8 protein-coding genes are annotated in these 12,933 nt (G+C 63.6%); 5 read left to right on the forward strand and 3 right to left on the reverse strand.

Going from position 1 to position 12,933, the window contains the following annotated elements:
- The first annotated feature begins 1 nt into the window (after position 1).
- From ACFWHB_RS09235 to ACFWHB_RS09250, 4 genes are all read left to right on the forward strand, one after another.
- Entirely contained in the window at positions 2 to 652 is a 651-nt protein-coding gene (locus ACFWHB_RS09235; RefSeq protein WP_041205942.1) for a YfgM family protein, read from the forward strand.
- Positions 645 to 1,829, forward strand: a complete 1,185-nt coding sequence (gene bamB / locus ACFWHB_RS09240) for an outer membrane protein assembly factor BamB (RefSeq protein ID WP_106886584.1) — start codon at positions 645 to 647, stop codon at positions 1,827 to 1,829. The genes ACFWHB_RS09235 and bamB overlap by 8 nt, the downstream gene beginning before the upstream one ends.
- 74 nt (positions 1,830 to 1,903) lie before the next feature.
- The gene (der, locus tag ACFWHB_RS09245; protein ID WP_106886585.1) at positions 1,904 to 3,403 is read left to right on the forward strand and encodes a ribosome biogenesis GTPase Der; all 1,500 of its coding nucleotides are present in this window, start codon (positions 1,904 to 1,906) and stop codon (positions 3,401 to 3,403) included.
- Between the two features lie 87 nt (positions 3,404 to 3,490).
- Positions 3,491 to 3,724 carry a zinc ribbon domain-containing protein gene (locus ACFWHB_RS09250; protein ID WP_395950027.1) on the forward strand — a complete coding sequence of 78 codons (234 nt, stop codon included), beginning with the start codon at positions 3,491 to 3,493 and terminating at the stop codon, positions 3,722 to 3,724.
- A 344-nt stretch (positions 3,725 to 4,068) separates the two neighbouring features.
- Here ACFWHB_RS09250 and mltF read toward each other — a convergent pair whose 3' ends face one another.
- Complete coding sequence (gene mltF / locus ACFWHB_RS09255; RefSeq protein WP_111912205.1) at positions 4,069 to 5,562, reverse strand: membrane-bound lytic murein transglycosylase MltF; 1,494 nt, start codon at positions 5,560 to 5,562, stop codon at positions 4,069 to 4,071.
- 149 nt (positions 5,563 to 5,711) lie between these two features.
- Between mltF and purL the strand changes: the two genes are divergently transcribed.
- Positions 5,712 to 9,605 (forward strand): phosphoribosylformylglycinamidine synthase, encoded by a 3,894-nt coding sequence (purL, locus tag ACFWHB_RS09260; protein ID WP_395950028.1) that lies wholly within the window; start codon positions 5,712 to 5,714, stop codon positions 9,603 to 9,605.
- A gap of 265 nt (positions 9,606 to 9,870) precedes the next feature.
- Here purL and nuoN read toward each other — a convergent pair whose 3' ends face one another.
- Both nuoN and nuoM read right to left on the reverse strand, forming a co-directional pair.
- Complete coding sequence (gene nuoN / locus ACFWHB_RS09265; protein WP_041205930.1) at positions 9,871 to 11,334, reverse strand: NADH-quinone oxidoreductase subunit NuoN; 1,464 nt, start codon at positions 11,332 to 11,334, stop codon at positions 9,871 to 9,873.
- Positions 11,335 to 11,383: 49 nt separating this feature from the next.
- Positions 11,384 to 12,901: an NADH-quinone oxidoreductase subunit M gene (gene nuoM / locus ACFWHB_RS09270; RefSeq protein WP_394293711.1), complete on the reverse strand. Its 1,518-nt coding sequence runs from the start codon at positions 12,899 to 12,901 to the stop codon at positions 11,384 to 11,386.
- Between the last annotated feature and the right edge of the window lie 32 nt (positions 12,902 to 12,933).

Raw genomic sequence — 12,933 nt, forward strand, 5'->3', positions numbered from 1 at the left:
TGTGGAAGTGTATACCACTGAAGAACAACAGGTTGAGGTCATCAAGAGCTGGTGGAAAGAGAACGGCACCTCGGTACTCGCCGGGACTGTGATCGGTCTGGTCGGCCTCTTTGGCTGGCGTTACTACAACGAGCTGCAGCAGACCAACCAGGAAGCCGCCTCCCAGGCTTATAACGCCATGACAGCCCAGCTCGCCAAAGGTGACGATGCCGCCCTTGAGCAGGCCAAGAGCTTCATCAGCGCCCATCAGGGCGACGCCTATGCGGAGCTGGCTGCCCTGCAACTGGCCGCGGCTGCGGTCAAGGCGGGCAAGCTGGATCTGGCCGCCGAGCAGCTGACCCAGGTGGCCGCGAACGGCGACGAGAGCATCAAGCCCATCGCCGCCCTGCGCCTGGCACGGGTGCTCAAGGATCAGGGCAAGGCCGACGAGGCCCTGGCCCAGCTTGGCAAGATCAACAACGACGCCTTCAAGGCCCAGGTGGCGGAAGTGCGTGGTGACGTGCTGCTGGGGCAGGGCAAGCCCGAAGAGGCGCGCGATGCCTATCAGGTGGCGGCCGATGCCGGTGGCCTGCAGAGCAGCGCCGAACTCAAGCTGAAGATGGACGATCTGGCGCTGCCAGCGGTCACTGCGGGTGAGGCTCCGGATGCGTAATCTGTACAAGAAAATGGCGCTGGGGGTGGCAGTCTCCCTGGCCCTGCAGGGTTGCTCCCTGTTCAGTTCAGAGGAAGATTTGACCCCGATGGCGCCTCTGCCCGTGGTGGAGTCCGCCTTCAGTGCCGATACCCAGTGGTCCTCCTCCGTCGGGGATGGCATAGGTGATTTCTACTCCCAGCTGCAACCCGTGGTGGAAGAGGATCACATCTATGCCGCCGCCCGTGATGGGGATGTGACCGCCTTCGATCGCAACAGTGGCGAGACCCTGTGGAGCGTGGATCTGGCAGACTTGCCCATCAACGCCGACAAGCGCAGCGCCCGCCTCTCCGGCGGTCTGGTCTCCCGCTACGGCAAGCTGTTCCTCGGCTCCGAGAACGGGGTGGTCTACGCCCTGAACGAAGCGAATGGGGAAGTGCTGTGGCAGACCACTGTGCCCGGTGAAGTGGTGGCGAGCCCCGCCGTCGAGGATGGTCGCGTGGTGGTGCTGACCACCTCGGGCCGTCTGATGGCGCTCGATACCGATGAGGGCAAGCTGCAGTGGACCCTGTCCGAAGAGCAGCCGCCCCTGACCCTGCGCAGCGCCAGCACCCCAGTCATCACCAACGGTGCCGTGCTCTATGGCCGTGCCGATGGCAAGGTGGGCATAGCCCTGCTGAGCAACGGCCAGCCGGTGCGCCAGTCCAAGGTGGCCGACCCGCGCGGTGCTACCGAGCTGGATCGCATGGTCGATGTGGACGCCCGTCCGCTGATTGCCGGTGATGAGCTCTATGCCATCGCCTACAATGGCCAGCTGATGGCCCGCAAGCTGATGACGGGTGACGAGGTGTGGAAGCGCAAGTATTCCGGCTACCGCGACATGGCGGTCACCGGCAATGCCATAGTGCTGACCGACAGCCGCAGTCATCTGTTTGCGGTGGATCGTCGCAATGGTCTCGAGCTGTGGTCCAACACCCAGCTGGAAAACCGCACCGTGACCGCTCCCGTCGTCCTGGGTGACTACGTGGTGGTCGGCGATGTGGAAGGTTACCTGTATTGGCTGGATCGGACCGATGGGTCCATCAAGGCCATGCAGCAGCTCGACAGCAGTGGTCTCTATGCCGCGCCTCTGGTGGACGGTGACACCCTGTATGTGCAGAGCCGTGGCGGCAAGTTGTACGCTATCAAGCGTCCCTGATCGCCCGTCAATCTGAATATCCGGCTCCTGGTCTTCGGACCCGGAGCCTTTGTCGTCTTGAGAATGAGGCTTTTATGACTCCTGTAGTAGCCCTGGTGGGCCGCCCCAACGTGGGGAAATCCACCCTGTTTAACCGCCTGACCCGTACCCGGGATGCCCTGGTTGCCGATTTTCCCGGCCTGACCCGGGACCGTAAATACGGCCAGGCGAAGTTGGGCGAGCTGGAATTTATCGTGGTCGATACCGGCGGTATCGATGGCACCGAGGAGGGGATCGAGCTGAAGATGGCCGAGCAGTCCCTGCTGGCCATCGAAGAAGCCGATGTGGTGCTGTTCATGGTGGATGCTCGTGCCGGTTTGACCGCCGCGGATCAGGCCATCGCCGAGCACCTGCGCAAGACCCACAAGAAGGTGTTCCTGGTCGCCAACAAGACCGACGGCATCGACGGTGACTCAGCGGTCTCCGAGTTCTATGGCCTGGCGCTGGGGGAGGTCTACCAGATCGCCGCCGCCCACGGTCGTGGCGTGCTGAGCCTGCTGGAGCTGGCGCTGGCCCCCCACCTTGAGACCCTGGTCGAGGCCGCCGCCGAAGAAGAGGCGCAGGAAGAGGAGGACTTCGACGAAGAAGCCCTGCTGCGCATGGTGGCCGCCGGTGATCTCGACACCCGGGAAGACACCAAGGAGACCCCGTTTGCCGACTTGCCCATCAAGTTCGCCATCGTCGGTCGCCCCAACGTCGGCAAGTCCACCCTGACCAACCGCATGCTGGGTGAAGACCGCGTCATCGTCTATGACATGCCGGGCACCACCCGCGACTCCGTCTACATCCCCATGGAGCGTGACGAGCAGAAGTACGTGGTCATCGACACCGCCGGCGTGCGTCGCCGTGGCAAGGTGCACGAGACGGTGGAGAAGTTCTCCGTCATCAAGACCTTGAAAGCCATTGAGGACGCCAACGTCTGCCTGCTGGTGATAGACGCCCGCGAGACCATCACGGATCAGGACTTGAGCATCCTCGGCTTCGTGCTGAGCAGCGGCCGCTCCGTGGTGCTGGTGGTGAACAAGTGGGACGGTCTGGATCAGAAGGTGAAGGAAGACATCAAGAACGAGCTGGACAGACGCCTGGGCTTCATCGACTTCGCCCGCGTCCACTTCATCTCCGCCCTGCACGGCAGCGGCGTCGGCCATCTGTTCGAGTCCATCAACGAGGCTTACCAGTCGGCCACCCGTCGTACCAGCACCGCGATGCTGACCCGCATCATGCAGATGGCGCAGGAAGATCACCAGCCGCCCATGGTCAACGGTCGCCGGGTCAAGCTCAAGTATGCCCACGCCGGTGGCTACAACCCGCCGCGTATCGTTATCCACGGCAACCAGTTGAACGATCTGCCGGACTCCTACAAGCGGTATCTCATCAACTACTTCCGCAAGTCCCTGAAGATCATGGGTACCCCGATCCGGGTCGAGTTCCAGGAGTCGGTCAACCCCTTCGAGGGCAAGAAGAACACCCTGACCCTGAGCCAGGAGCGGCAACGGGATCGCCTGCTCAAGGCGAAGAACAAGAGCAAGAAATAAGCTCTGACGGCTGCCCTGGTGGCAGCCGTTTTTCTATCTGTCGAACGAGGGATGAGCCCAGTGCGCCTGCCCTTGGAGGAGATGACCATGAGTCTCTTGACATGCCCGGCCTGCCAGGCCGAGCTGGACAGCCGCAGCCCCGAGGTGAGCTGCGGCCAGTGCCATGCCCGCTATCGGATCCGGGCCCTGTGCCCGACCTGTCAGCAGAGCCTGGAGCGGCTTCGGGCCTGCGGCGCCGTGGATTATTTCTGCAACCACTGCAACAGCCTGGTCTCCAAGCGTGCCGTGCGGTTCGAGGCGATCCCGAGCGAGGCGAGCTGATGGAATAAAAAAACCCGGCCTTGGCCGGGTTTATGCTGTTGTGTGCTCCGCAATCAGCAAGGTATAGGAGCGATTTCGGTGCCATATCTTGCGTTTCATGTCGGCCAGTTTCAGCTTGCGTCTGGGGCTCCAGGCGCATCTGGTCTTTCTGGTCAACGTGGCTCTTCTGCGTGTTCGCATCTGGTTTTCCTCCCTGGTCATCCCGGCGACGCTGACGGCCCCTGAGATGGGCTGCCATCGGTATCGCAAGTTGATGAATATATTGCAATAAGCCTCTCTCAGACAGGCTCTGGCCTGGGGCAATGGTAACAGAGAATTCCCCCAGGCGACACACCCCGCAGGGCTCAGGGGGTGATGATCTGGCTGACTACCTCGGCGATGATGGCGGGGCGCTGTGCCGGGGCTGCCGGCTCGCTGCCGTCGTCTTCGTCCAGGGTCTCGCGGCGATGGGCCTTCTGCTGCTCGTTGTCGAGCCAGAGCAGGCTCTGGTAGTACTGGCGCACGTTGTTGACGTAGTTGCGCGCCTCGCCACCCCGGGCATAGCCATAGCGCACCTTGCGATGCCAGCGTGACTGCTGCAGCAGGGGCAACACCTCTTTCACGTCGCTCCAGGCATCGGGATTCTTGCCGAGCTGCTTGGTCAGGCGGCGGGCATCCATCATGTGGCCATAGCCGATGTTGTAGGCGGTGAGGGCAAACCACACCTTCTCGTCCGCCGGCACCGAGTCCGGCACCTTCTCCATCATCTCCTGCAGGTAGCGGGCGCCCCCCTTGATGCTCTCTTCCGGGTGGGTTCGATCGTTTACCCCCATCGCCTTGGCGGTGGGCTCGGTCAGCATCATCATGCCGCGCACCCCGGTATAGGAGCGGGCCTGGGGGTCCCAGTGGGACTCCTGATAGCTGATGGCGGCCAGCAGGCGCCAGTCTATGTCCTTGGCATGGGTCTGGAACAGCGCCTGGTACTTGGGCAGCAGGCTCTTGGCCCGCTTGAGGAAGGTGCGGGTGTCGACGAAATCGAAGTTCTGCACGTGGCCGAAGTACTTCTCGTCGAGCTTGGCGATGGAGCCATCCATGAAGCGCTGGCCGAAGAAGTCGATGATGCTGGCGTAGAGGCTGTCATCGGGCAGCTTGGTCATGGCCCAGGCCACTGTCTGCTTGCTGGCCAGGGTCAGCCCCTCGGTGAGCTCGGGGTAGTAGCGTTGGGTGCGGGCCAGCACAGTGTCCTGCACCACCGTGTAGTCCACCTCGCCGTCGGCGACCTGCTTGAGCAGCTCCTCCACGTCGGCGTCCCGGTTGATGCGCCAGCTCAGATTGGGGTACTGGCTGGCCAGCTCCTTCATCAGATCCTCACCGGTGGAGCCCGCAGGCACCACTATGGTGCCCTTGATGTCGCCGAGATCCTTGGGCCTGGGGGAGCCGTTGCGATAGACCAGCTTGGGGGAGACCTGGTAGAAGCCGGGGCCGAAGCGAAACAGCTTGCGCCGCTCCGGGGTCACCACGATGGCGGCGGCGGCGAGATCCAGGCTCCCCTTCTGCAGCTGTTCGACCAGCTCGGCGGTGGAGTAGGCCGGAACTATGGTCAGCTTGACCCCCAGCCAGTCGGCATAGTGCTGCGCCAGCTCGTAATCGAACCCCTGGGCGGTGTCGTCACGCTGGTAATAGGAAGTGGGACCATAGAGGGTGCCAACACGGATCTCGCCCCGTTGGCGGATCTGCTCCAGCTGGCTGGAGGGGGAATAGAAGTCACAGCCGGCCAGGGCCAGTGTCAGCAACATCCCGATAAACAGTCGAAAAATGCAGCGCAAGTAGGTGAGTACCCTTGTTGAAAAAATCGGCATTTGTCAAAAGAGAGGCACCTTTATACCAGAGAGTGTGGAGGGAGTCACATCGTGGGAGATGAGAAAAACGTTTGTTCGCGGTGAGCCTGATCCCTATAATACGCGCGTCTCAAATCCCCCCACACTCTAAAACTTGGTGAGAAAGGTATATGGAAATCTTGCGTGGTGCCCCAGCACTGTCTGAGTTTCGTGTCCACAAGCTGCTGCAGAGCTGCGCACAGAGAGGAGTAGAGATAGCAGACGTCTATGCCGAATACGTGCACTTTGCCGAGCTTTCGAGCCCGCTCTCGCCCCCGGAGCGAGCGACCTTGGGCCAGCTTCTGCGCTACGGCCCGACCATCCCGGAACACACCCCCAGCGGTCAGCTGTTTCTCGTTACCCCCCGCCCCGGCACTATCTCCCCCTGGTCTTCCAAAGCAACCGACATCGCCCACAACTGCGGCCTGAACCAGGTCAAGCGGCTGGAGCGCGGCATTGCCTATTACGTGCAGGCCAAGGGTGAGCTGACCGCAGCCCAGCGTGGCGAGGTCGCAGCCCTGCTGCACGATCGCATGATGGAGGTGGTGTTCGATGAGCCGAGCCAGGCAGCCGCCCTGTTTGCCCATCACGAGCCGCGCCCCTTCACCCAGGTGGATGTGCTGGGCGGTGGCCGCAGCGCCCTGGCCTCGGCCAACATCGAGCTGGGCCTGGCCCTCGCCGATGACGAAATCGACTACCTGGTGGAGAACTTCACCCGCCTTGGTCGCAATCCCAACGACATCGAGCTCTACATGTTCGCCCAGGCGAACTCCGAGCACTGCCGTCACAAGATCTTCAACGCCGACTGGACCATAGACGGTGAGCAGCAGCCCAAGTCGCTGTTCAAGATGATCAAAAACACCTTCGAGCAGACGCCGGATCATGTCCTGTCTGCCTATAAAGACAACGCCGCCGTGATGGAAGGCAGCCAGGGTGGCCGCTTCTTCCCGAGCCCCGCCAGTGGCGAATACCAGTATCACCAGGAGCGCGTCGACATCCTGATGAAGGTGGAGACCCACAACCACCCGACCGCCATCTCTCCCTTCCCGGGGGCGGCCACCGGCTCCGGCGGCGAAATTCGCGACGAGGGCGCGACAGGCCGTGGCGCCAAGCCCAAGGCGGGCCTGGTGGGCTTCTCCGTCTCCAACCTGCGCATCCCAGGTTTCGAGCAGCCCTGGGAGCAGGATTTCGGCAAGCCGAGCCGCATTGTCAGCGCCTTTGACATCATGCAGGAGGGGCCCCTTGGCGGCGCCGCCTTCAACAACGAATTCGGTCGTCCGGCCATCCTCGGCTACTTCCGTACCTTCGAAGAGCAGGTGCCGAGCCACAACGGCGTCGAAGTGCGCGGTTACCACAAGCCCATCATGCTGGCGGGCGGCATAGGCAACATCCGCAGCGAACACGTCCAGAAAGGGGAGATCCCGGTGGGGGCAGCCCTGATCGTGCTGGGCGGCCCGGCCATGAACATAGGTCTGGGTGGTGGTGCTGCCTCTTCCATGGCCTCCGGCCAGTCTGCCGAAGACCTCGATTTCGCCTCTGTGCAGCGGGACAACCCCGAGATGGAGCGCCGTTGCCAGGAGGTGATCGATCGCTGCTGGCAGCTCGGCGATGACAACCCCATCGTCTTCATCCACGACGTGGGGGCCGGTGGCCTCTCCAACGCCATGCCGGAGCTGGTGAACGACGGCGATCGGGGCGGTCGCTTCGACTTGCGTGCCATCGCCAGCGACGAGCCGGGCATGAGCCCGCTGGAGATCTGGTGCAACGAATCCCAGGAGCGCTACGTGCTGGCGGTCGCCCAGGACAAGCTGCCCCTGTTCAAGGCCCTGTGCGAGCGTGAGCGCGCCCCCTATGCGGTCATCGGCACCGCCACCGAAGAGAAGCATCTCACTCTCTCGGATGCGCATTTCGACAACCAGCCCATCGATCTGCCCCTGGACGTGCTGCTCGGCAAGGCGCCCAAGATGCACCGCGACGTGCAGACCCTGCCCGCTCAGGGCAAGGCGTTGCAGCTCGATGGCATCACCCTGAGTGACGCGGCCGAGCGGGTACTGCGCCTGCCGACAGTGGCGGAGAAGTCCTTCCTCATCACCATCGGCGATCGCAGCGTGACCGGTCTGGTCAACCGCGACCAGATGGTCGGCCCCTGGCAGATCCCGGTGGCCGATTGCGCCGTCACCGCCGCCACCTACGACAGCTACCATGGCGAAGCCATGTCCATGGGGGAGCGCACCCCGGTGGCGCTGCTCTCCCACGCGGCTTCTGCCCGCATGGCGGTGGCCGAGGCCCTGACCAACCTGGCGCCGGCTCATATCGGTTCCCTCAAGCGGGTCAAGCTCTCCGCCAACTGGATGTCTGCCGCCGGTCACCCGGGGGAAGATGCCGGCCTCTATGAGGCGGTCAAGGCGGTGGGCGAGGAGCTATGCCCGGCCCTTGGCATCACAATCCCTGTGGGCAAGGACTCCATGTCCATGAAGACCCGCTGGCAGCAGGACGGTGAGGAGCGCAGCGTCACCTCGCCCCTCTCCCTGCTTATCTCCGCCTTCGCGCGCGTGGAAGACGTGCGCAATACCGTCACGCCGCAGCTGCGTACCGATCTCGGCGAGACCGACCTTATCCTCATCGACCTTGGCAACGGCAAGCAGCGCCTTGGCGCCTCCGCCCTGGCCCAGGTCTATCGCCAGCTTGGTCAGAGCGCCCCGGATCTGGACAACCCCGTCCAGCTGAAGGGCTTCTTCAACGCCATCCAGGCGCTGGTGGCGGATCGCAAGCTGATTGCCTACCACGACAGATCCGATGGCGGTCTCTTCGTCACCCTGACCGAGATGGCCTTCGCCGGTCACTGCGGCCTCGACATCCAGCTCGACCGCGTGGGTGGCGAACTGCTGCCGGCCCTGTTCAACGAGGAGCTGGGTGCCGTCATCCAGGTGCGCCGCGACGACAAGGAAGCCGTGCTGACCCTGTTGGCCGGTCACGGTCTGGCGGCCTGCTCCCATGTGCTGGGTACTGTGCGTGAAGACGATCTCATCCTGTTCCAGCGTGCCGGGACCGAAGTGTACCGCGCCAGCCGCACCGCCCTTCGCACCCTCTGGGGCGAGACCAGCTGGCAGATGCAGCGCCTGCGGGACAACCCCGAGTGCGCGGATCAGGAACATGCCGCCCGCCAAGACGCCACCGACCCGGGTCTGCAGGCCAGGTTGACCTACAACCCGTCCGAGGACGTGGCCGCGCCCTATATCGCCCGCGGGGTCTCCCCCCGCCTGGCGGTGCTGCGCGAGCAGGGGGTCAACTCCCACGTGGAGATGGCAGCGGCGTTCGACCGCGCCGGGTTCGCGGCGGTGGATGTGCACATGAGTGACATCCTGTCCGGTCGCATCAAGCTGGAAGAGTTCCAGACCCTGGTGGCCTGTGGCGGCTTCTCCTACGGCGACGTGCTGGGAGCGGGGGAAGGCTGGGCCAAGTCCATCCTGTTCAACGACAATGCCCGCGAGCAGTTCCAGCGCTTCTTCGAGCGTGGCGATACCCTCTCCTTGGGCGTGTGCAACGGTTGCCAGATGATGTCCAACCTGCGGGATCTCATCCCGGGGGCCGATCTGTGGCCGCGCTTCGTGCGCAACCGCTCCGAGCGTTTCGAGGCGCGCTTCAGCCTGGTGGAAGTGCAGGACTCCCCGTCCGCCTTCTTCGCCGGCATGGCGGGCTCTGTGATGCCCATTGCCGTCTCCCACGGGGAAGGGCGGGTGGAAGTGCGCGATGCCGCTCACCTTGCCGCGCTGCAACAGAGCGGCCTGGTGGGGCTGCGTTTCGTGGATAACCGCGGTCAGGTCACCGAGCAGTACCCGGCCAACCCGAACGGGGCACCGGCGGGCATCACTGCGGTCACCACCACGGACGGCCGCGCGACTATCATGATGCCGCACCCGGAGCGGGTATTCCGTACAGTGGCGAACTCCTGGCACCCGGACAACTGGGGCGAGGATGGTGCCTGGATGCGGATGTTCAGAAACGCTCGCGTGCGTCTGGGTTAATCCCGCGCTGAGGTTCTAGAGAATCAAAAACCGGCCCCCGTGGCCGGTTTTTTTATGGGCCTGTGAGGCGCTCTGCGAGCCTTGGGCAGATGGCAGATGGCAGATGGCAGATGGCAGATGGCAGATGGCAGAGGAAAGGGGAGTAAGGGTGAGAGAGCAGAGAGGAGGGCACTGTGAGTCGGGCTCTCTTGCCGGGTCCGGCAGTCTGGCGAGATAAAAAAACCGGCCACGGGGGCCGGTTTTGCTCTGTGGACTGACGCTGAGGTTAGCGCAGCACCACGTGTTGGAAGCCCTGCACCAGGCTGATGACAGGCTGGGGGTAGATGCCGAGCGCCACCACCAGGATGGCGGAGAGCAGCACCACAAGCCCGCCGGAGGAGAAGGCCCAGTCGGCCTTGGCATCGCGCAGTTGCATGCCGGGTTCCCGCAGGTAGAGGGTGACCATGACGCGCAGGTAGTAGTAGAGCCCCAGGGCACTGCCGAGCACTATGGCGCCGGAGAGCCACCACAGCTGCGCCTCGACCGTCACCCCGATGAGGTAGAACTTGCCGATGAAGCCCAGCGTCATGGGGATGCCCGCCAGGGAGAGCATCATCACCGTCATGACGGCGGTCAGGTAGGGGCGCTTCCAGAACAGGCCGCGATAGCTGTGCAGGGAGTCCGCATCCTTGCCGCGATAGGGGCTGGACATCATGCTGATGACGCCGAAGGCCCCCAGGCTGGTGAAGAGGTACATCAGCAGGTAGACACCGGCCGCTTCCACCGGCATCTGGCCGAGGCGGCTCGCCACTATCACCGCCAGCAGGTAGCCGAAGTGGGAGATGGAGGAGTAACCCATCATCCGCTTGATGTTGGTCTGGATCAGCGCCAAGAGGTTGCCGACCACGATGGAGATGACCGCCATGGCCGCCAGCAGCCAGTGGATCATGGGATCCGAGGTGGCCGGCACCGCCAGGTAGAAGCGCAGCAGCACGCAGAACACGGCTATCTTGCTCACGGTGGCGAGGAAGGTGGCCACAGGTGCCGGGGCGCCCTCATAGACATCCGGGGTCCAGAGGTGGAAGGGGGCGAGCGACAACTTGAACGCAAAGCCCACCAGCATCAGGCCAAAGCCCCCCATCAGCAGCGGGTGGTGAGCCGGGCTCTGGGCCAGGGTAAGGCCGAGATCGCTGAAGCTCAGGCTGCCCGCCTGGGCATAGAGCAGCGCCATGCCGAACAGCAGGAAGGCGGTGGCGGCGGCGGAGAGCACCATGTACTTGATGCTGGCCTCCAGGGAATGGCGCTCGCGGTAGGCATAACCCACCAGACCGAACATGGGCAGGGTCAGCATCTCGATCCCGATAAACAGTGACGCGAGATGGCGGGAACCCGCCAGCACCAGGCCACCGGCGGTGGCGATCAAGAGCAGCAGGTAGAACTCTTCCCGGTTGTCCGGGTAGCCCTTGAGCCAGGAGCGACCGAAGGTACAGGTGGCCAGGGCGCCGATGAGCACCAGCCCCATGTAGAAGACCGCGTAGCTGTCCACTTGCAGCAGGGGAGTGACCCCCTGATCCCCTTGCGCCATCACGATGGGCAGGGAGAAGAGCGCCAGGTTGAGGCCTGTGATGGTCACCACGAAGGCGGTGTCATCGCAGCGCTTCCAGGCGATGGCGAGCATCAGGGCGACCATGGCCCCTGTGGTCAGCAACAGGGGCAGCAGGGCCAATAGTTGGGCGGCGGTAAACGTCATGACAAGGCTCCCGGTGTGGACAAGGAAAGGGAGAGAGAAACAGAGGGCATCATTGCAGTGCTCCTGTGGCTGGCAACGCGTACCAGTGCAGCACGCTCAGCAGGCTGCTGCTGGCGGTGTCGAGCACGGGTTGCGGGTAGAGACCGAGCAGCACCAGCAGACCGGCGATGGTCAGCATCATGGCCAGCTCCCGTCTGTCCAGGCCCTTGAGGACGCTCTCGTCCTTGGGGGCACCGAAGCAGGCGCGCTGCAGCATGATGAGGGAGTAGACCGAGGCCAGCACCAGGCCGAAGGTGGCGATGATGGTGATGATGGGGGCCACCTGGAAGCTGCCGATGAGGATCAGGAACTCGCCGACGAAGTTGCCGGTACCCGGCATACCAAGGGAGGCCACCGAGAAGAACAGCATGACGCCGGGCAGGTAGCGCAGCCGACCCCAGAGGCCGCCCATCAGGCGCAGGTCACGGGTGTGCAGCCGCTCGTAGAGCTGACCGCACAGGATGAAGAGACCGGCGGCGGAGAGGCCGTGGGCTATCATCTGCACCACCGCCCCTTGCAGGGCCAGCTCGCTGCCGGAGTAGATGGCGATCATCACGAAGCCCATGTGGGAGATGCTGGTGTAGGCCACCAGCCGCTTGATGTCGGTCTGGGCGAACGCCAGCAGGGCGCCGTAGATGATGCCGAAGAGGCCAAGGAGCATGGCGTAGGGGGCGAACTCGGCGGAAGCTTCCGGGAACAGCGGCAGGGTGAAGCGCAGCAGGCCGTAGGCGGCGGTTTTGAGCAAGATGCCCGCGAGATCCACAGAACCCGCGGTCGGCGCCTGGCTGTGGGCGTCCGGCAACCAGCCATGGAGCGGCACCAGGGGCATCTTGACCGCGAAGGCGATAAAGAAACCCAGCATCAGCAGCCACTGCACGCCCATGCTCATCGGGGTGTTGAGCAGGTCGAGGTAGTTGAAGGTGAAGACCCCTGTGCTGGCGTGGTGGGTCAGCACCAGCCCGAGGATGGCCACCAGCATGATGAGGCCGCTCGCCTGGGTGTAGATGAAGAACTTGGTGGCCGCGTTGATCCGGGATTTACCGTCGGTGACCGAGTGGCCCCAGAGCGCGATCAGGAAGTACATGGGAACCAGCATCATCTCCCAGAAGAAGAAGAAGAGGAACAGGTCCACCGCCATGAAGACGCCGAGCACGCCCCCCAGGATCCACAGCAGATTCAGGTGGAAGAAGCCGATGCGCTGCACGATTTCCTTCCAGGAGCAGAGGATGGCCAGCACACCGATGAAGCTGGTGAGCATCACCATCAGGAGCGACAAGCCGTCTACCGCCAGGTGCAATGAGATGCCGAAGCGGGGGATCCAGGGTTGCTGCCACTCGGCCGCCCAGACGGGGAGGCCGGGGCTGGCGAGGGAGAAGTCACCCCCCAGCCAGATGGCACCGGAGAGCACCAGGCAGGCGCTCATGGAGAGCAGGGCTACCCAGCGAACGAATTGTCCGCCGAGCCGCTCCATCTGCCAGCAGAGCAAGCCGCCGATAAAAGGAATTAACAAGATCCAGAGTAAGGTCACGATATCAGCTCTCGTCTAGGTTCTAGTCGGGC

Source organism: Aeromonas mytilicola subsp. aquatica (genome assembly GCF_044336385.1).
GTDB classification, from domain to species: Bacteria; Pseudomonadota; Gammaproteobacteria; order Enterobacterales; family Aeromonadaceae; genus Aeromonas; species Aeromonas rivipollensis.